The sequence below is a fragment of the Flavobacterium tiangeerense genome (genome assembly GCF_007830355.1).
Taxonomy (GTDB): Bacteria; Bacteroidota; Bacteroidia; order Flavobacteriales; family Flavobacteriaceae; genus Flavobacterium; species Flavobacterium tiangeerense.
This window is the reverse complement of the sequence record NZ_VLKO01000009.1, coordinates 121,510-142,780: the sequence shown is the minus strand read 5'-3', so window position 1 is coordinate 142,780 and position 21,271 is coordinate 121,510. Positions and strand designations below refer to the sequence as shown.

At 32.7% G+C, this 21,271-nt stretch carries 18 protein-coding genes; 14 read left to right on the top strand and 4 right to left on the bottom strand.

The features are described from left to right. Positions 1–39 precede the first annotated feature (39 nt). Entirely contained in the window at positions 40–612 is a 573-nt protein-coding gene (gene ribH / locus IQ05_RS11880) for a 6,7-dimethyl-8-ribityllumazine synthase (RefSeq protein ID WP_144893241.1), read from the bottom strand. A gap of 78 nt (positions 613–690) precedes the next feature. Next, positions 691–1,467, bottom strand: a complete 777-nt coding sequence (locus tag IQ05_RS11875; protein WP_144893239.1) for a tetratricopeptide repeat protein — start codon at positions 1,465–1,467, stop codon at positions 691–693. Positions 1,468–1,699: 232 nt separating this feature from the next. Here IQ05_RS11875 and recF point away from each other — a divergent pair, with 232 nt between their 5' ends. The 10 genes from recF (at position 1,700) to IQ05_RS11825 (ending at position 12,841) form a co-directional block, all read left to right on the top strand. Beyond that, entirely contained in the window at positions 1,700–2,779 is a 1,080-nt protein-coding gene (gene recF / locus IQ05_RS11870; protein WP_144893237.1) for a DNA replication/repair protein RecF, read from the top strand. Positions 2,780–2,806: 27 nt separating this feature from the next. After that, positions 2,807–4,927 (top strand): ATP-binding response regulator, encoded by a 2,121-nt coding sequence (locus IQ05_RS11865; protein WP_144893235.1) that lies wholly within the window; start codon positions 2,807–2,809, stop codon positions 4,925–4,927. A gap of 141 nt (positions 4,928–5,068) precedes the next feature. After that, positions 5,069–5,770: a thioredoxin domain-containing protein gene (locus tag IQ05_RS11860; RefSeq protein ID WP_144893233.1), complete on the top strand. Its 702-nt coding sequence runs from the start codon at positions 5,069–5,071 to the stop codon at positions 5,768–5,770. A 5-nt stretch (positions 5,771–5,775) separates the two neighbouring features. Beyond that, positions 5,776–6,447 (top strand): DUF2461 domain-containing protein, encoded by a 672-nt coding sequence (locus IQ05_RS11855; RefSeq protein ID WP_144893231.1) that lies wholly within the window; start codon positions 5,776–5,778, stop codon positions 6,445–6,447. 1 nt (position 6,448) lies between these two features. Further along, on the top strand, positions 6,449–7,510 hold the full coding sequence (locus tag IQ05_RS11850) for a glycosyltransferase family 4 protein (RefSeq protein WP_144893229.1): 1,062 nt from the start codon (positions 6,449–6,451) through the stop codon (positions 7,508–7,510). Positions 7,511–7,516: 6 nt separating this feature from the next. After that, on the top strand, positions 7,517–9,364 hold the full coding sequence (gene asnB / locus IQ05_RS11845) for an asparagine synthase (glutamine-hydrolyzing) (protein ID WP_144893227.1): 1,848 nt from the start codon (positions 7,517–7,519) through the stop codon (positions 9,362–9,364). 47 nt (positions 9,365–9,411) lie between these two features. Next, complete coding sequence (murB, locus tag IQ05_RS11840; RefSeq protein ID WP_144893225.1) at positions 9,412–10,425, top strand: UDP-N-acetylmuramate dehydrogenase; 1,014 nt, start codon at positions 9,412–9,414, stop codon at positions 10,423–10,425. Between the two features lie 46 nt (positions 10,426–10,471). Continuing rightward, positions 10,472–11,086 carry an FMN-binding negative transcriptional regulator gene (locus IQ05_RS11835; protein WP_144893223.1) on the top strand — a complete coding sequence of 205 codons (615 nt, stop codon included), beginning with the start codon at positions 10,472–10,474 and terminating at the stop codon, positions 11,084–11,086. 109 nt (positions 11,087–11,195) lie between these two features. Beyond that, positions 11,196–12,302 (top strand): glycosyltransferase, encoded by a 1,107-nt coding sequence (locus IQ05_RS11830; protein ID WP_144893222.1) that lies wholly within the window; start codon positions 11,196–11,198, stop codon positions 12,300–12,302. Then, a complete protein-coding gene (locus IQ05_RS11825; protein WP_144893220.1) occupies positions 12,293–12,841 on the top strand; it encodes an RNA polymerase sigma factor in 549 nt (182 codons plus the stop codon). Before IQ05_RS11830 ends, IQ05_RS11825 begins: the two co-directional genes overlap by 10 nt. A 76-nt stretch (positions 12,842–12,917) precedes the next feature. Here IQ05_RS11825 and IQ05_RS11820 read toward each other — a convergent pair whose 3' ends face one another. Next, the gene (locus IQ05_RS11820) at positions 12,918–13,670 is read right to left on the bottom strand and encodes a glycerophosphodiester phosphodiesterase (RefSeq protein WP_144893218.1); all 753 of its coding nucleotides are present in this window, start codon (positions 13,668–13,670) and stop codon (positions 12,918–12,920) included. 259 nt (positions 13,671–13,929) lie between these two features. Here IQ05_RS11820 and IQ05_RS11815 point away from each other — a divergent pair, with 259 nt between their 5' ends. Then, a complete protein-coding gene (locus IQ05_RS11815) occupies positions 13,930–17,106 on the top strand; it encodes a TonB-dependent receptor (RefSeq protein ID WP_144893217.1) in 3,177 nt (1,058 codons plus the stop codon). Between the two features lie 222 nt (positions 17,107–17,328). Further along, positions 17,329–18,147 carry an energy transducer TonB gene (locus IQ05_RS11810; protein ID WP_144893215.1) on the top strand — a complete coding sequence of 273 codons (819 nt, stop codon included), beginning with the start codon at positions 17,329–17,331 and terminating at the stop codon, positions 18,145–18,147. A 57-nt stretch (positions 18,148–18,204) separates the two neighbouring features. Here the strand turns inward: IQ05_RS11810 and IQ05_RS11805 are convergent, their stop codons facing one another. Beyond that, complete coding sequence (locus IQ05_RS11805) at positions 18,205–19,041, bottom strand: M48 family metalloprotease (RefSeq protein WP_144893213.1); 837 nt, start codon at positions 19,039–19,041, stop codon at positions 18,205–18,207. A gap of 260 nt (positions 19,042–19,301) precedes the next feature. On the opposite strand from IQ05_RS11805, the gene lipA reads away from it, so the two are divergent. Together lipA and gap are read left to right on the top strand one after the other, a co-directional pair. Continuing rightward, on the top strand, positions 19,302–20,201 hold the full coding sequence (gene lipA / locus IQ05_RS11800) for a lipoyl synthase (protein WP_144893210.1): 900 nt from the start codon (positions 19,302–19,304) through the stop codon (positions 20,199–20,201). 72 nt (positions 20,202–20,273) lie between these two features. Then, complete coding sequence (gene gap / locus IQ05_RS11795; protein WP_144893208.1) at positions 20,274–21,269, top strand: type I glyceraldehyde-3-phosphate dehydrogenase; 996 nt, start codon at positions 20,274–20,276, stop codon at positions 21,267–21,269. Positions 21,270–21,271: the final 2 nt, after the last annotated feature.

The following is a 21,271-nucleotide window of genomic DNA, read 5'->3' as shown; positions in this document are numbered from 1 at the left end:
ATTAAAGTATAGGCTTTTTTTGAAAAAATTATTATTTCTTTATTCTGTTAATCCTAGTGGTAAATTCTCTATTTGTAAGGTACCTGAAGACAAGAATTGTTGGTTCTTAAAAGTACTATTTAATGATGCTTGTTGACGAATGTATGCCATTTTAATAGCAGCAATAGCAGCTTCTGTTCCTTTGTTACCATGAATACCACCGCTTCTGTCAATAGACTGTTGCATGGTATTATCTGTAAGTACACAAAAAATCACAGGAATATCGGTTTGAATGTTTAAGTCTTTAATTCCTTGAGTAACCCCTTCGCATACAAAATCAAAATGTTTTGTTTGCCCTTGAATTACACACCCAATTGCGATTACTGCATCCACGTTTTGTGTTTGTAACATTTTCTTTGAACCATAAATAAGTTCAAAACTTCCTGGAACGTTCCATCGAATAATATTTGTTTCGGGAACATCATTCTCAACTAAAGCGGTAAACGCTCCATTGAATAATCCCTCAGTTATGTTCTCATTCCATTCTGCGACAACAATTCCAAAACGAAAATTTTTCGCATCTGGTATCGCGTTTTTGTCGTATTCAGATAAATTTTTATTCTCGGTAGCCATCTTATTTTAGATTTCAGTATTAAGTTGCAATATACAGTTTCTCAAAACGGTATCCTGCAACCTGTGTACTTTTTATTTTTATTGAGACAGACCAATTAAAACATCAACAGATGCAGCCTCTGGAGATGATTCGTAATTTTCTTTGATATCTGTAAAATATTTCAATGCATCAGCTTTGTTACCTAATGTAAGAGCTACTTTACCAGCTTTTAATAAAAAACGAGGAGTTATAAAATCGTTTTTGTTAGTTCCAGCTGCGTTGATGTAATTTTCAAGAGCCTCTTTTGGTTGGTTTTTTTGAGCATAAGCATCACCAATAGCACCTTTTGCAAGAGCGCTTAACATGATATCCTCTGATTTGAATTTTGATAAATAATCAATTGCTTCAGTGTATTTCCCAGTATTTAAATAAGCAATACCTGCATAGTAATTAGCTAGATTTCCTGCATCAGTGCCAGAATATTCGTCAGCAATTTTTAGGAAACCAAATTTCCCTTCAGATCCGTTTAAAGACAATTTATATAACGAGTCACTTGAAACTCCATCAGTCGCTTTTTGAAAATTTTGTTGTGCCACAAACATTTCATTGGCAGCTTCTTCTTGTGCAGGAGCAGCAATTAAACGTTGGTATGCTAAATAACCAAGTGTTACAATTGCAGCTGCAGCAACTAGTCCTATAATAACTTTTTGATTTTTAGCAACAAAGTCTTCAGTTCTTGATGCGGTTTCATCTAATTTAGAAAATACTTCGGCTGTGGTACTGTCTTTTTCATCAATAACTACTGCTTCTACCGCTTCTTCTTTTACTTCTTTTTCTTTTGGTGCTTTATATCCTCTTTTATTATAAGTTGCCATTTAAATTTAATTTAGTGAATCGCAAAAATAAAATTTTTATTCAAACCCACATAAAAAAAAGGATTTAATATTAAAAAAAAATAAAGTTGTATTGGTACGATTCACTTTTGATAAAATATTTCAAAATTGAAAAACTACAAAAGCGGGTTATGTGGATATTTTTCAATAATTTGCACCCTTATAAAAAACTCCTTTCCAAAAACCTTGATCGCCTTTGTAGCAAGACTTTCTCATGTATTTAAAAAAAATTTCGCTCTTCAATTATAAAAATTTTTCAGAGGCAAGCTTTGATTTTGACCATAAAATAAATTGTTTTGTAGGTAAAAACGGCATTGGCAAAACCAATGTTCTGGATGCAATTTATCATTTGTCTTATGGCAAAAGTTATTTTAACCCACTAGCGGTTCAAAATATCAAACACGGTGAGGAATTTTTTGTCATTGATGCTGAATTTGAAAAAAATGAAAGAACGGAGCAAATAGTTTGTAGCCTAAAAAAAGGACAAAAAAAAATACTCAAACGCAACGGTAAGAATTACGACAAATTTTCAGACCACATCGGTTTTATACCACTTGTTATCATTTCGCCCGCAGATAGAGATTTGATTGTGGAAGGTAGTGAAACTAGGAGGAAATTTATGGACAGTGTAATATCTCAACTGGATGCGCACTACCTCCAGGAATTAATACATTATAATAAGGTAATAAGCCAACGCAATGCTTTGCTTAAATATTTTGCTCTCAATCATGTCTACGATGCAGATACCCTTTCTATCTATAATGAACAATTAACTGGATTAGGGAATTCGATTTTTGAAAAACGAAAAGATTTTGTAGCTCAATTTCTACCTATTTTTATTGCTCATCACAAAGCAATCACTGGATCAGAGGAAACCGTTCAGTTGCTCTATGAAAGTCACTTATCCCAAAAAGGTTTTTTATCCTTGCTAGAAGAAAGCATTACAAAAGACAGAGCACTACAATATACTAGTGTAGGCATCCATAAAGACGATTTAGTTTTTCAAATTGACGAGCATCCCATTAAAAAATTTGGTTCACAAGGACAGCAAAAATCATTTTTGATTGCATTAAAACTGGCTCAATTTGAATTTTTAAAAAAACAAAGTGGTGTGAAACCCATTTTACTTTTTGATGATATTTTTGACAAACTTGATGAAAGTAGAGTTAGTAAAATTATCGAAATGGTAAATAGTGCTACTTTTGGACAATTATTCATAACAGACACACATTCAGACCGAACAGAGGCCATTGTAAAGTCTACGCATCAGTCTTATAAAATTTTTAATCTATAAACTTATTACGAACCAAAATCAAACGAAATGATTCCTATTAAAAATAGAAAAATAGTCCACATATTTCTTTTTATTTCTATCATTGCTTTGCAAATTGTAGCATTTAATTTTTGGTATTCTGAAACAAAAATCCAAAATAACATTTATAACTCAATTGATGCTCTTGCAAAGCCCAATGAAGCTTTGACCTTGTCTAATGAAGCTATAAAAAGTTATTTTGAAGCTAATAATGCCTTCAATGAATATTTAAATACCAATTCAACGCAACGGTATATAAAATATCAAGAAGCCATAAAAAAGATGATTAATGATCTTGAAAAACTAAGCAGCTTGACTCAAAAAAATGTTGCTTTCAAAACCATCATTAAATCAAAATTAGGATTAGAAAGTGATATGGGAAAACTGCGTAATGAGTTTGACGCCATCATGAATTCAAATCTTAATAAAACATCTCCAAATGATTTAAATTTCAAATTAAAATCATACAATTATGAAAAAGTTCTAAGTTCAATCAGTTACGATACTACAAAAACAGCCGTTGTAACAAAAAAGAAAGGTTTTTTTGGCAGACTTGGAAATGCTATTGCTGGTAAAAATGATGTTGACAAAGAGGAAGTGAAATCTGTTATAAAAATGGTTTTTAACAACCAAGAAAAAGCAGGTTCCTTTGAAGAGCAATTGAAAAATATTTTTCAGGTTACTGAGAATTATTACAAAAACGAAGTGTCTAAATTGCAAAAAGTTCATTTTGCACTCAAAGAAAAAGACAACGAACTCATTAAAATTAATAAAAACATATTAACAAAAAGTCAAGAAATTGTCTTGATTTATTCTAGTTCAGCTCAAGAGTTGAATAAAATAGAATACTTGCAGAACATAAAGGAATACAATTCTAAACTAGTTGAAAAGAAACAATTTATTTTTAACTTATTAATTGCCATAAGCATCATCACTTTTCTACTGCTATTGTACACCATCTACTCTTTCATACTTGAAAAGAATTTGAACATCCTAAGACAAAATGCCGAAATTAATCTAGACAAAAAGAATCAACTAATTGGAATGATTAGCCATGAAATGAGAGCGCCATTGAATATTATTTCAAACTTTTCTAGAAAAATTAAAAATTCAAACACAGACCCTTCATTAAACTCACCAATTGACTCCTTGTATTTTACTGCTAACTCCTTGCAAATAACAGTAAGTCAAATTTTGGATTTTTTTAAAAATGAAAACAATACATTACTCCTGTATAATACCAAGATGAACTTAAAAACAGAGGTCAGTGCTATTTTAGAATCTTTAAAAGCGCTGGCTGAATTGAAGCAACTCGAAATTAAATATTCCATTCCTACAGAGCTAGACGAAAGTGTTTGGGCAGATAATGTTAAAATTCACCAGTTGTTTTACAACATTATAGGTAATGCAATAAAGTTTACCAAAAAAGGATCAATTACAGTAGTTACAGCCCTCCAAAAAATAGGTGAAAATTATAGATTTGATGTGAAAATTACCGACACAGGAGCTGGAATTCCCGCTGAAGAAGTAGATAAAATTTTTGATAAGTTTTACCAAAGTAAAGCCCATCAAGAGCAAATAAGTTTTGGAGCAGGTCTTGGACTCACACTTTGCAAAAATATTATTTCCCTCTTTAAGGGAGAAATATCAGTAAAAAGCGAACTAAATATTGGAACTGAAATTTCGTTCTTCCTGATGCTAGAACCATCAAATGAGGAGCAAGAAACTAGCGAAACAAAACTATTAAACCAATTTAAAGACAAAACTACAGAAGTTGTTGTAGTTGATGATGACCCAATGACATTGCTGCTTTTGAAAAAGTTAATAGAAAAAATACACTTTAAAGCTACCACTTTTCAAGATGTAGAGTCGGCAAAAACGTATTTAAAAACAAATGAAGCTGACTTAATTCTTACCGATTTACAAATAAGTGAATATTCTGGATTTGACTTTGTAGAAGACATCAAAAAAATACCTAATAAAAATGCCGAAGTACCAATCCTAGTGATTACAGGTGACTCCTATATGAATACTGAAAACCTGAAAGAGCTGCAAATAGATGACATTTTGATAAAACCAATAAACAAGGAAGAACTATTTTTTAAAATTCATACACTTTTAAATAAGTAATACGATTCTTTTATGAATCATTAAATCATGTCTTATTCATTTTAAATTCTGGTGCATGGTAAACTATAAAATATAGCTACGAAAGCCCAAAAACCAATAGAAATTAAGTATTTTTGAAGAACACAAATTACCCCAAATAAAATGAATCTATTTAAAACCTTAGTAATTCTGGCATGTACCACATTAATTACCTCTTGCAACGGACAAGAAGCTATTAAAACAAAAACCATTGAAGCTCAAATTTTTAGTGACAAAATAAAACAAACGCCAAACGCTCAAATTATAGATGTGCGTACACCCCAAGAATTTTCATCTTATCATTTAGATAATGCCATCAACATTGACTGGCTTGGTACCAGTTTTGAAAAAGAAGTAGCCAAGTTAGACCCTAAAAAACCTGTTTTTATTTACTGCAAAGCTGGAGGTCGAAGTCAAAGTGCTCATGAAAAACTAAATGAGTTAGGATTTACAACAGTCTACGAAATGAAAGGTGGGATCTTAAAATGGGAAGCCGCTGGACTTGCAAAAACAAGTAATAAAGCGATAGGCATGACTAGAGATGAGTACAACAAAATCACCAATAGTGATAAAAAAGTACTCTTAAATTTCTATGCTGAGTGGTGCGCTCCATGTAAAAAAATGGAGCCATATATTAAAACTATGCAAACTGAACTTGCTAATAACGTTACCATAATTAGGCTGGACGCGGATAAAAACAAAACACTAATGAGTGAATTGAAAATTAGTGAGCTCCCTACTTTATTGTTATATGAAGGAACCAAAATAAAATGGCAACAATCAGGCTACATAACGGAAGTTGATCTAAAAAAACAAATACAATAACGTATATGCTCACAAAAGAATCACTTCAATTTCTAGAAGATTTAAAGGCCAATAATAACAGAGATTGGTTTTTGGATCAAAAAAAACGATACGAAGCTTTTAAGACAGATTATAAAAGATTTGTTGCTGACTTGCTAGACACTCTAAAACCATTAGACCCAAGTCTAGAACTACTTGAAGTTAAAAATTGCACTTTTAGAATCAATAGAGACATTCGTTTTTCTAAAGACAAAACACCTTATAAATCCCATTTAGGCATCTGGATTTCATCTGGTGCCAAAGGTCATAATAGATCCGGTTATTACATTCATCTAGAAAAAAGCGGTAGCTTTATAGCAGGAGGCTTGTACTGCCCAGAGGCTGAAGATGTCAAAAAAATACGAAGAGAAATTGCATTTTTTCTTGAAGATTTAGAAGCCATACTGGCCGAGAAAAAATTCAAAAAAGAATTTGGTGACCTTGACAGGAATGAAAAAGACCTATTAAAAAATCCGCCACGTGGATATGATAAAGACCATCCTGCAATTGATTTATTAAAACTCAAAAGTTTTGAATCATCACATAAAATTGATTATCATGACGCTGCAAAAGAGAACTTTACCGAAACCATTTGTCAAAAATTGATTCTTTTGAAACCGCTAAATGATTTTATCAATCGTGCCTTAACGACCGAATAAAATGAAAAAGCGAAAGATCCTTTTTTTAGGTGAAACCTACCGCGCAGATGCTATCACTTGGATTAGAGGTCTACAAGAATTTGGCGACTTTGAAATCATTACTTGGGAATTAAAAAAACCTAGTAACAATATAAAAAACAGACTACTAAGACTTTTAGAATACACTTGTGCACTACCACACGTAAAAAAAATTATTCGTATTGAAAAACCAGATATGATTATTGCTGAAAGAACTACTAGCTATGGTTTTCTGGCTGTTTTATGCGGGATTAAACCCGTAGCAATTGCGCAACAAGGTTACACTGATTTATGGCCAAAAAATTCCATCTTGTACCCTATAAAAAAAAGAATGCAAAAATACGCTTTTAAACATGCAACTTTAATCCATGCTTGGGGTCCTGTGATGTCACAATCCATGCAAAAAGCAAATATTGACATGCAAAAAGTTTTGGTTTTACCAAAGGGTATTGATCTCGAAAAGTTCAATTGTCCACAAAAAACCTTTTCTGGCAAAATAAATGCTATTGTCACCCGTTCCTTATGTCCTGAGTATGGGCATGATGTCATTTTGAAAGCTTTTGGAATCTTACATAAAAAAGAAATAGATTTTGAATTGACATTTGTAGGTGACGGCAAAGAGCTTTTAAATTTAAAAAAACTAGCTCAAAATTTAAATATAGCTCCTAAAGTACATTTTACTGGAAGAATTTTAAATACACAGTTACCTAACTACCTTAAAAAAGCGAATCTGTATATTAGCATGCCTGTTACAGAAGGAGTTTCGGCATCACTTTTTGAAGCAATGGCCACACGTTGCTATCCTATTGTAAGTGATATTCCTGGAAATAAAAATTATATTGAAAATAAAGAAAATGGACAACTAGTACCTGTGGGGGATTATAACAAGCTTGCTCAAGAAATTCTATGGACCATCAACAACACAAATAGCATTAAAAACGCTACCGAAATTAATTACAATTTTTGCTCTCAAAAAGCTAATTACAAAATAAATATGAAGGAAATTGCCAATAAATACCATACTCTAATAAACGCCAAGAAATAACTCATTATGTGTGGAATTAATGGAATCTTTCATTTACAAAATCAAAAAAAGGTAGATGAACGTCTCTTACTTAAAATGAGAGACTCACTAGAACATAGAGGACCTGATGACAAAGGAATTTTTATTGATAAAAATATCGGATTAGGACATAGAAGATTATCCATTATAGATTTAACTATCGCAGGACACCAACCCTACATCTCCGAAGACGGAAGATACATAATGGTTTATAACGGCGAAATTTATAATTACAAATCCTTTTATAGCGAATTAAAAAACAATGGGCTTACTATAAAAAACACATCAGACACAGAGGTGTTAATGAAACTATTTCAGTTGCATGGCTTGAAAATGCTGAATAAACTCAATGGAATATTTGCCTTTGCTATTTGGGATAGACTAGAAAAAAAATTGACACTTGCACGAGACAGGATGGGTGTCAAACCGCTATACTATTCGTTTCATAATGAATCATTATTTTTTGCTTCAGAACAAAAAGCATTGTTTACTGCTGGTGTACCACTTAAAATAGCTTCTGACGGACTAGAGGAATATATATTCAATCGTTTTGTAGCTGGTGAAAATACCTTATACCAGAATGTTAACAAAGTTTTACCAGGTCACTCCTTAACTATACATCAAAACGGTAAGAAAGAGATTTTAAAATGGTGGGACTTGAAGACAGAAATTCAAAATCAAGACCAAATTAAAAAACCTATAGAATGGTTTCAAGAAACATTTAACGATTCTATAAATTTACGAATGGTGAGTGATGTACCCGTGGGTGTATTATTAAGTGGAGGTCTAGACTCATCATCAATTTTAGCTTCTTTACACGATCAAAAATATCAAAAAATACAAACCTTTAATATGGGTTTTGAAGAAGCAGAGCATAATGAGTCCCATCTAGCCAAAAGATTAGCCTCAAAGTTTGATTATGAATTTCACACGATGAAATTAAAAGATGAAAATCTATATGAAAACCTTATTAATGCTACATATTACCAAGATGAGCCCATTGTACATTTGAGTGAACCTCATATTTTAGCGCTGTCTAAAATGGCAAAACCCAAGGTAAAAGTACTTTTATCTGGTGAAGGAGCAGATGAATTAATGGGAGGTTACGTACGCTATAAAACTTTAAAATATCCATCCTTGTTAAATGCAATATCAATGATTAGCAATTTTGAGCTTTTTAATAACAAACCAAGACTGGAAAAACTGGGTCGATATTCTCAAATTAATACAAATTCCGATTTAGTTATTTTTAATGGATCAAATATATATCCAAATGACATTGCAAAAAATTTCGGCATAAAAAATCCTCCAATAAATGAATATCGAATGAAAATATTTGAGGAAGCAAAATCAATTTACCCTAATAATCTCCGAAGACAGGCACTCTATTTTGACCAGCATACTTATTTGTGCTCTCTATTGGATCGAAATGACCGCTGTACAATGGGCGAATCAATTGAATGTAGAGAACCTTTTCTGGATCCAAGACTTATCATTGGAATAGGTTCATTAGAGGATAAATGGTTGTTTTCAGGAAAAAAATGGAAATTCATTTTAAAAAAATCAATGGAAAAAAAGTTGCCACAAGAAATTCTAAACTTTAAAAAAGTAGGTTTAAGTGCACCTTGGGGTAAATACATGGCAAGCAGTGATGCTTTTAAGGAAGAAATAGAACTTTTTGCTAAAAGTGACCTCTTTCAAATGCCTTATTTTAATCACATCAATATTCAAAAATTGATCTCTAATTTACAAAAAGGAGATATGAGAATGACTCCGTATGTAATGCCGCTTTTTATGATGCATATCTGGATGAGAACATACACATCTAAATTTTAATACTTACTTTTGACATTCGTTACAATACTTGAAAAAAGCATACCATCATGAACATACTTCCCCACTTTTCACTAAAAAAACACAACACTTTTGGCATTGATGCTTTCGCAAAAAGATTTATAGCTGTACATACCGTCGCAGAATTAGAAATAGTATTAAACCAGAATCAAAATACTGAACTATTTATTTTAGGTGGGGGCAGCAACATGCTACTAACACAAGACATTGACGCTCTTGTAATTCATGTAGATTTAAAAGGCAAAAAAATCATCAATGAAAATGATGACTTTGTGTGGGTTGAGAGTCAAGCAGGTGAAAATTGGCATGAATTTGTACTATGGACTATCAACCAAGATTTTGGAGGATTAGAAAACATGTCCCTTATTCCGGGTAATGTAGGTACAACTCCTGTTCAGAATATTGGGGCTTATGGTGCCGAGATAAAAGATACTTTTGCTTATTGCGAAGCAATGAACATTGAAAACCAAGAAATTAAAACGTTCACTAAGGATGAATGTAACTTTGGTTATCGAGAAAGTATTTTTAAACATGAGGTGAAAAATCAATTCGTAATTACATCCGTAGTTTTTAAACTCACCAAGAAAAACCATAAAATAAACATCTCATACGGAGATATTTCAGGTGAATTAGCCAAAAAAAAAATCACAAATCCTACTCTTGTAGACGTTAGTAATGCGGTAATTACTATCAGACAAAGTAAATTACCAGATCCTAAAGAACTTGGCAACAGCGGTAGTTTTTTTAAAAACCCAATAGTTTTAAAATCTGATTTTGAAAAAATACACCAACGCTTTCCTGAAATGAAATTCTATGAAATTTCAGATACTGAGGTTAAAGTTCCCGCAGGTTGGCTAATTGAGCAAGCAGGTTTTAAAGGCAAACGTTTTGGTGATGCAGGTGTGCATAAAAACCAGGCTTTAGTTCTTGTAAATTATGGCAGTGCTACAGGAAAAGAGATATTAAATGTAGCGCATGAAATTCAAGATACCGTGTTTAAACTTTTTGGAATTCGTATTGAAGCAGAAGTTAACATTATATGATACACGAATTCCTTTATTAGTATCAACTATAAAATAAAATCAATCCATGTACATTCCTGATATTTACAGAAACGAAAATGCAGAAGAAATAAAAAAATTTCTTTACGAAAACAGTTTTGGTATACTCATCAATCAGTCTAATAGTAAACTGTGTGCTACTCATATTCCATTAGAGCTAGAAACTAACAGTGAAGGAAAAGAAATTTTGTGCGGTCATATTTCAAAAGAAAATCCACAATGGAAAGGATTCTTAGAAAATGACGAAGTTTTAGCAGTATTTTCAGGACCTCACAGTTACATATCTTCTTCGTGGTACGATCATGAAAATGTGCCAACTTGGAATTATATTGCAGTTCAAATACATGGGAAAATCAAAATAATTGATCACGAAGCAGCTGTAGAATCCTTAAAAAAATTAGTAGACAAATATGAAAAAGGTTCAGAAAACCCAATTCGAATTGAAGATTTATCAGCAAAAACAATGCGCCAAGCAAAGGGAATTGTAGCCTTTGAGATTGAAATTACAGAAATTAATGCTACTAAGAAAATGTCTCAAAATAGAGACCGAAAAAATTATCAAAACATTATTGAAGCGTTAGAAAAAGTAAATACTCCACAAGCCATTGCAACTGCAACTGAAATGAAAAAATGTCCTATTTAATTTCTTTGTAAAATTACAATTAGTATTTAACATTTAGAGATTCTATTCATACCTTTGCAGCCATATTTATACACGCCTTGTAACGAATATTAATACTCATAAAACACAAATGCTTATATTACTATTTTACTTTTTTATTTTTATTGTAGCCGTCCAAACACTCTTTTACTTAGGGGTTTTCAGGGTTTTTGCTTTCGCCAAAGATCAAAAGAGTACTCCAAAAAAAATTCCAGTATCTGTAATCGTTTGTGCTAAAAATGAAGAAGAAAACGTAGCACAATTTATACCCTTATTAGCAGCACAAGAATACCCTGACTTTGAAATAGTTCTAATTGATGATGCATCAAGTGATAAAACACTAGATATTTTTGAAGAATTTGAAAAGCAATATTCAAACATTCGACTTGTAAAAGTAGAAAACAACGAAGCCTTTTGGGGAAATAAAAAATACGCTTTAACGTTAGGCATCAAAGCAGCATCAAAAGACTATTTATTATTTACAGATGCGGATTGTTATCCTACCTCAACAAACTGGATAGCTACCATGACAGCACAATTTACCATGCAAAAAACTATCGTTTTGGGTTATGGAAAATACGAACGAATTACAAATTCCTTTCTGAATAAAATAATTCGATACGAAACCTTATTAACAGCGATTCAATATTTTTCATGGGCTAAGTTAGGAAAGCCGTACATGGGAGTTGGTAGAAATTTAGCGTATAAAAAAGACGAATTCTTTAAAGTTAACGGATTTATTGAGCACATGCGCATTCGCTCAGGAGATGATGATTTATTTGTAAATCAAGCTGCAACAGCAAAAAACACTACAATAGCCTTTGAGCCAGATAGTTTTACGCTTTCTAAACCTAAAACTTCCTTTAATGATTGGGTATCACAAAAAAGAAGGCATGTTGCAACTGCTAACCATTATACTTTTTTTGATCAATTTCAATTAGGTGTTTTTTATAGTTCACAATTATTATTCATAGTATTACCAGCTGTTTTACTTGCGTTTCAATTTGAATGGATTATTGTTACCAGTTTAATAGCCTTTCGTTATCTCGTGGCATGGATTATGATAGGTTCATCTGCAAGGAAACTTGATGAGCATGATTTAAAATTTTGGTTTCCAATTGTTGAAATTGTCTTAATCTTGATCCAAATCAATATCTTTATCATTAATCTATTCTCAAAACCAGCACAGTGGAAATAAACAATCAAATAGAAAAAGCTAAACAAGGTGATCAAGTTGCCTTTACTTTTCTATTGAATCACTACTGGAATGAGGTTTATGGGTTCATGTTAAAAAGAACCGAAAATGAAACTACAGCCGAGGACATTACCATTGAAACATTTTCAAAAGCATTTGATAAATTAGCCACTTACAACACTGAATTTCAATTCAATACTTGGTTAATAGCTATTGCAAAAAATGTGCATATTGATTTATTACGAAAGAAAAAACTAAGTCTTTTTGTGGAAATTACAGAAGACGAAAATCATCAAGCTTACAATATTGCTGACACTACACCGTCTGCTGAGGATGTATTGATCACTGAACAAAACTTATCCCGTTTATTACAATGTATTAAAGAATTAAAACCTCATTACCAAGAGGTAATTCAGCTGCGTTATTTTCAAGAAATGAGCTATCAAGAAATAGCTTTAAAAATGAATGAACCACTAAGTAATGTAAAAATTAAACTTTTACGTGCCAAGAAGTTGCTAGCCGAAATAATTCAGAAAAAATAATTCCTTTATCTGTTTTGAATGGGCACAAAAAAAAGCCTGAAAAAACAGACTTTCTTTTACATTCAAAAATTTCAGTTTAACGTACAATCCTTTCGGGAAAATCAGTGATGATTCCACTCACTTTTAAATCTTGTAGCATCTTGATATCAGCAGGCTCATTTGCTGTCCAAGGAAGAATCTTGAAATTATTAGTTTTCATGATCGCAACATTTTCTGGCGTCAAGGTTTTAAAATAAGGATTTATTGCTTGCGCATTTAATTCTTTTCCTAACTGAATCACAGTTTCAATAGGATCTTTGTAAGTCAGTAATCCTATAGAAACATCCTTAGTCAAACTTCTCATTTTTCTTAATTCATTTACTTTAAAACTAGATACAAAAAAATCTTTATTGCTCCAGCCACGCTTTTTAAAGTTTTCCATAATGGCGTAGGTATCTGCCGCCGTATTTTCTCCTTTCAATTCAATGTTGAGCACTGCTTTTCTATTCATAGTTGTAATGACTTCCTCAAGAGTTGGAATTTGATGTTTACCCGCAACAAGTACTTTTCTTAATTCGTCAAAGGAATAACTCTCAATCTTTCCTTTAGCATTTGTCAATCGGTCTAAATCATCATCGTGAAAAACTACAATTTCACCTGTTTTTATTTTAAACACATCTATCTCAAGCATATCAGCTTTGAGATCAATTCCTTTTTTTATGGAGGCTATTGTATTTTCGGTTTCATGTCCCATTGCACCTCTGTGGCCGCAAACAATAAATTTATTTGAACTACAACTTAAAAAAAATAGCGACAATGCAGCCGCAATAGTTATCATTTTTGCTTTCATAAATACCTTATATATTTTTCATAAAATTATATTTAAACTCTTCAAATACCATTACCAAATCATTACGATTAAACTAAATTAAAGCTACTTTTTATGATGCAATGTTTCATAAAGTTTACCTAAAAATAGAAATAAACACTAAAAAAGGGCGAAAATCAAAACTTTGGTTACCTAAAATTATTTTTCTAATAGTATTAATGTAACACCTTTTTTTCTATTTCTAGATTCCTTTGCCAGCATGAAACTAAACACTAAACTCATGAAAAATATTAAAATGTTCTTATTTACGATGCTTTGGATTATCGTTATAAGCACTACAAGTCATGCACAAACCACACAAGCCTCTATTACTGGAACCATATCAGGCACAAATAATGAGACTATAAAAGAAGCAAATGTTACCCTAAAAAATGAATCTACTGGATTTAAAACTACTACACTTAGTAACTTTAAAGGGGTTTATACTTTTAAAGAATTGCCTCTAGGTGGTCCTTACACTATTACTGTAAAAACATCCGGATATGGAGAACAACAACGATCTGGATACACGCTCAATCAAGGTGATTTAATTACGATTAACATCGAAATGCAAACCGAAATGCAAACCCTAGAGGTTGTAGAAGTGGTAGGCAGAGGATTAAAAAACAAAACAGGAAATCTAGGCGCAGCAACTGCAATTACAGCCAAACTCATTAATTCTTTACCCGTAAACGGAAGAAATTTCACCAACTTAATGGATTTATCTCCATTAACACGTGGAGGAAACATCTCAGGACAACTAGCATCGTCTACTAATTATACATTAGATGGTATGAATGCAAAAAACCCAACTTCGGCAGGAGCTACCACCAGCAGAAGTGGCGCACCCTACTCCATCTCTATTGAGGCTGTAAGAGAATTTAAAGTAGTCACAAATCAATATGATGTAGGTTATGGTCGTAGTGGTGGTGGAACAGTGAGTGCCGTTACTAAGTCCGGGACGAATGATTTTTCTGGAAGTATGTTTGCTTACAATAGAGCAGACTGGCTTTCTAGTGCTTATGACATTAGAGGAAACAGACGTCAAAATGATTTTACAACGACTCAATATGGTTTTACCTTGGGCGGACCTATTATCAAAGACAAACTACACTTTTTTGTAGCATGGGATCATCAACAAGATTCTAGACCATTGATTATTGCAGATGTTCAATCGCCAGAAGATGAGCTTAGGTTTAATGTAACCAAAGCAACGCTGGACAATTTTGTAACCATTGCTAGAAATAAATATGGCGTTTCAAGTTCACCTCAATATGGATCATTTGATAAAAAAAGAAATTCGGATGCAGCATTTGCTCGTTTGGATTGGCAATTAAATAGTAAAAACCTACTTACAATTCGAAACAACTTTACGTTTGATGACAATAAACTGGGATTGCAAGACAATACAGCAATTAATTTATATGAGTCTTTTGGTGATGACTATAATATTGATAACAGTATTTTAGCTTCATTGAGAACAACTGTAAATCCTAAAATCACAAACGAATTAAAAGTGCAACATCTTTACACTTTTCAAGACAGTAACCCTGGTGATCAATTGCCTTCTTATAACATTCCTAGAGCCATTGTAGAAAATGTAGCCTCCACAATTAATGGCGCTGTGAGAACCACCAATATTCAAATAGGAGGACACCGATTTGCACAAGAAAAATTCACCAATAATGTTTTTCAAATTGTAGACAATCTATACTACAATACCGATAAAATAAAATACACTTTTGGATTTGACATTATGCAAACCAATTCAAAATCAGTGTATGGTAGCGAAGTAAACGGTCGTTTTCATTTTAATAGCGTTGCAAATTTTGACAATGGTACTCCTTATCGTTACTTTAGAGAAGTACCATTAGTGGCTGATCCTACTGTTAATTCGAATATATTAAATGTAGGGATATATGGACAATTACAAGCAAAAGTAGCACTGGGTGTTGACCTAACTTTAGGATTACGTTTTGATTATGCAAAGTATCCAACTGCAACTTTCAACCAATTGGTCTTTGATCAATTAGGAATTAGAACCGACAACAAATTACAATCGGCTATATTACAACCAAGAGTGCAATTGACATGGGATGTAAAGGAAAACCACAAAGATTACATACGCGCAGGAGCAGGAATTTTTGCATCAGATTTAAATAACTATGCCATCATTAACAATTTATATTTTGACGGAAAGAAAACTGCAACTGTAGATGTTAGAGCACCAAATGTTCCTGTACCTGACTTCATAGGTTACCGAAACAACTTTTCTAGCATACCTACGCTAGATGCTTTTCAATTACCAACTATAAATTATACTGGTACCGATGCTAAAGTACCTGTGGTTTATAAAGCTAATGTATCTTACACACATTTTTTTACAGATCATTTAAAAATGGGAATTGCTGGTTATGCTACTCTAGGACGTAATAATTATGTGTATGTAGATAGAAATATGGTTAGCAATCCGTTTTTTAATTTGGCAAACGAAGGAAATCGCGGCGTATTTGTTCCAGCAAGTTCAATACCTGCAAATGGAGCTGCAGACTGGATGCAAGGTAGAATAAGCAATAGATTAGGGAGAGTTTTAGAACTTAACAGTGAAGGAAAAGTAAATCAATTTGCGCTAGTTGTTGATGCTACTTACAAATATTTTAAAGATGGAGAAATTACGGCTAGTTACACCCTAAATGACACCAAAGACAACACTTCTTTCAACGGAAATGTGGCTAACACAGCTACACTTGTATTACCAGTAGAGGATGATCCTAGAAATTTAAGTAAAATGACATATTCTGATAATCATTTTCGACACAAGGTGGTGTTTTATGGATCATTACCAACTTTTTACGGGTTTAGTGTAGGAATTCGCTATTCAGGAATTGGTGGTACACGATATAGTTTATTATCTGGAGGAAATACAAATGGAGATTTTGTAACAGCTTCAAATGATTTAGCGTACATTTTTGACATCAATAGCCCAACCGTTCCACAAAATATCAAAACTGGTTTACAAACTATTTTAAATAATCCTGCAGCAAGTTCAAGCTTAAAAAATTATATCAACTCTTACTCTGGTAAAATTGCAGAGCGTAACGGTGGTATAAATGAGTTTTATGGTCTTGTTGACATTAGAATTAATAAAAAAATCAGTATTCCCAAAAAGCAATTCATAGAATTTACTGTTGATATTTTTAATGTTGCGAATTTACTAAACAAAGAAAGGGGAGTTAATAAATCATTGAATAGCCAGTCTCTCTATGCACTAGGAACACCTGCATCTGGCGGTAATGCTGCAGTTCCAGGATTTGATAGTACTAGACAACAGTTTAACTACCGTGTAAACAATGCTGGTCTACCTGCTTTATCTGGTAATCCATTTCAAATTCAGATAGGTTTTAAATATGCATTCTAAGTAATTCTTTTTTACAAAAATACAAGCGCATCCTGATACAGTGATGCGCTTTTTTTTGCGCAGTATTTTAATAAAATTAATTTAGTTAAATAATAAAATATAATTCAATCAATTTTTAAAAATTTTAAAAATTAATTACAATAATAACACAATGGACTCGTTATTAATAAAAAAAACACTTGCTTATGATGTAAATGTACTTAACCATAAAAACCACATATTATGTCTAAATTAAGCATTTACGAGACCGGCTGGATTGAACTTGTTTTTCAAAACAGAAATAAAGAGTATGGTGCGTACAAACTTCGTCAAGAGAGTACAAAAACGTCACTTACAGCACTTTTCATGGGAGTAACATTATTAGTGGGTGCCATAAGCATTCCTACACTAGTCTCAATTTTTAATCCTGAGACAACCTTTACCCCTATTGAGCCAGATTTGACAGATAAAATTGTCCAAATAACAGATGTCTATCCAAATAAAACACAACCTCAAAAAGCATTACCTCCCTTAAAAACAAAAAGTATTGCTAATCCAGTAAAAAGTAAAGCATTAATTAATCCTATTATTGTATCTACTGAAAACGCAGAGCAAAATATTGCTAAAAACACTGATCTACCACTTGTAAATACAACGCCATCTGACGGAACTGGCATAGTGGCTGTTAACACCGGTCAAAGTACAACTGTTCAAAACACAGTGGAAACACCTGAAACTGGAAACACTATCATTAACAGTGTAGCGCTAGATAAACTTCCAGAATTTCCAGGAGGTATCAATAAGTTTTACACGTATGTGGGAAATAATTTTGAAAAACAAGAAACTGAACTCAATGGAACGGTTAAAATCTTTGTTTCTTTTGTAATAGAAAAAGATGGTAGCATGACTGACATACAAGTTAGAAGAGATCCTGGTTACGGACTAGGAAAAGAAGCGGTTAGAGTTTTGAAATCTTTACGAACCAAGTGGACTCCTGGCATGATTGGCGGTAAAGCAGTACGTACCGCCTACACCTTGCCAATTACGGTTCAAATGAACTAAAAACACCAACATAAAAAAAGGCAGAACATAGGGTTCTGCCTTTTTTAGTTTCAAAAATTATTTTTTCTTTTTAACTGGTGCTTTTTTTGCAACAACTGGTTTTTGCTTTACATAAGGCTTATAAAGACCGTCTTTTTCTGCTCTTAATTTAGCGTTTTCTGCTCTTTCTTTTGGATCAGGATGAGAACTCATCATTTTCTCCAAGAAAGAAGATTCAGCTCCTTCACTCATTTTTGCTAGTATAGCAAACGCTGATGAAACTGCATTAACATTATAGCTATTGTTTTTCATGAAATTATATGAAAACTCATCAGCCTCAGACTCTTGTTTTCTACTGTGTTTACTATCAATCATTTGGCTACCCACTTTAGCTAACTGACTGTCTGTTATAGCTGCAACTTTATCAGATTGGGATGCTAATAAACCTAAAGCTGCTTCCTTTTTATAAGCAGCTTTAATTGCATCTCTTGAATCAGTATTAACCACGTGACCTATTTCATGCCCTATTACTGCTAGCAACTCATTGTCATCCATAATATCCATTAAACCAGAATAGACACGAACACTTCCGTCTGCGGTAGCAAATGCATTTACCTCGTTTAATTTATATACTTTATAATTAAGTGCAACTCCTTCTGTAGTCTTATGTTTTCCAAAAAGCTTATTTAATCGAAGAGTATATGGATCTTTAGCACCTGTAATAACATGTTCAGCATCCATTTTATCTACTGCTGCTTTTGATAATGAAGCTGCATCAGCATCACTAAATGTAAAACCTGCCACCCCTTTTTGAACAGCTCCAAGAGCTTTCTCTCCAAAATTTATTTGTGCGTTAGCGGTTGAAACTCCTAGTAAAACGAACAAAGCTCCTAAAATTATTGATTTATTTTTCATGATTTCTAATTTTAAACAAATGTACTAATTTATGTTAAAAAAAATAAAACACATCAACATTGTTTTTTTAAACGTTGAGATACTTCATCATCTCTTACAAAGACAATACCAAAGAATTATTTTATAATTTCCAACCCAAACAATATCCTCTAAAAAATATGTTAAGTAAAATTTTATGCTTTGTATAAGTCTAATTCACGATTTGGTTTTACCCTTTTATAATTCAACTTTAGTTATCTTTGCACTCAGAAAATTGAGATATGAAAAACGTTGTAGAAAACAATTTACTAGAAAAAACCCAAATCAAGGCAGAACACGTCACTGGAAAACCAAAATGGTTAAAAGTGAAACTACCCATTGGTCAAAAATATACAGAACTTAGAGGATTAGTTGACAAATACAGTTTAAACACTATTTGCACATCCGGAAGTTGTCCTAATATGGGAGAATGCTGGGGCGAAGGGACTGCTACATTTATGATTTTGGGTAATATTTGTACGCGCTCATGCGGTTTTTGTGGTGTAAAAACCGGTAGACCAGAAACGGTAGACTGGGAAGAACCAGAAAAAGTAGCGAGATCTATAAAGATCATGAATATCAAACACGCAGTAATCACAAGTGTTGATCGTGATGATTTGAAAGATGGTGGCTCAATCATTTGGATTGAAACAGTAAAAGCTATTCGAAGAATGAATACAAATACGACACTTGAGACATTAATTCCTGATTTTCAAGGAAACGAAACCCATTTAGACAGAATAATTGCTGCAAATCCCGAAGTTGTTTCGCACAATGTAGAAACAGTGAGACGATTAACTAGAGAAGTCCGCATACAAGCTAAATACGATCGTACACTTGAGGTATTGCGTTACTTAAAAGAAAAAGGCATCAATAGAACTAAATCTGGTATCATGTTAGGTTTAGGTGAACTTGAAGAAGAAGTATATCAAACATTAAGAGACCTGAGAGAGGCAAATGTAGATGTAGTCACCATAGGACAATACCTTCAACCGAGTAAAAAACATTTACCTGTTAAAGAATTCATAACTCCTGATCAGTTTGCAAAATATGAGGAATATGGTTTGTCATTAGGTTTTCGTCATGTAGAAAGTGGACCTCTTGTTCGTTCGTCTTATAAAGCACAGAAACACATTCTTTAAAATTGTAACAAGGTATTGGTACAACAAAATTTCATTTTAAAACTGAAATTTGAAACTTTAAACAAAAAAATATTGAAAACTAGAATTGCGATAAACGGTTTTGGAAGAATTGGAAGGAATCTTTTCCGCTTACTTTTAAACCACCCAACAATTGAAGTTGTTGCCATAAATGATATAGCCGACAAAAAAACTATGGCACATTTAATAAAATATGATAGCATACACGGTGTGTTACCGCATAACGTGAGCTATGATGAAACAGGAATACTAGTTGGCGAATCTCATTTTCTTTTTTTTCACGAAAAAAATTTAAAAAACCTAGACTGGAAAAGTTGCTCCATTGATTATGTTATTGAATCAACAGGAAAGTACAAGACTTTTGATGAATTACATACGCATATTCTGGCTGGTGCCAAAAAAGTAATTTTATCTGCACCCTCAGAGACAGATGTAATAAAAACCGTTGTATTAGGCGTTAATGAAGAAATTCTTGACGGTACAGAAACAATTATTTCAAATGCAAGTTGTACTACAAATAATGCTGCCCCAATGATTAAAGTAATCAATGATCTTTGCGGCATAGAACAAGCGTACATTACCACAATTCACTCTTACACAACAGATCAAAGCTTACACGATCAGCCTCATAAAGATTTAAGAAGAGCTCGCGGTGCAAGTCAATCTATAGTTCCTACAACAACAGGTGCAGCAAAGGCGTTGACAAAAATATTCCCAGAATTTGAAGGGAAGATAGGCGGATGTGGCATAAGAGTTCCTGTTCCGGATGGATCTTTAACTGATATTACCTTTAATGTAAAAAAAGCCGTCAGTATCAAACAAATTAACGAAGCCTTTAAACACGCTTCAAAAAACACTCTAAAAGGAATATTAGATTATACGGAGGACCCAATTGTATCTGTAGATGTAATAGGGAATAAAAATTCATGTATATTTGATGCACAACTTACTTCTGTAATTGATAAAATGGTAAAAGTAGTAGGTTGGTATGATAATGAAATAGGATATTCATCAAGGCTTATTGATTTGATTCTTTTAACATCAAAATAGTA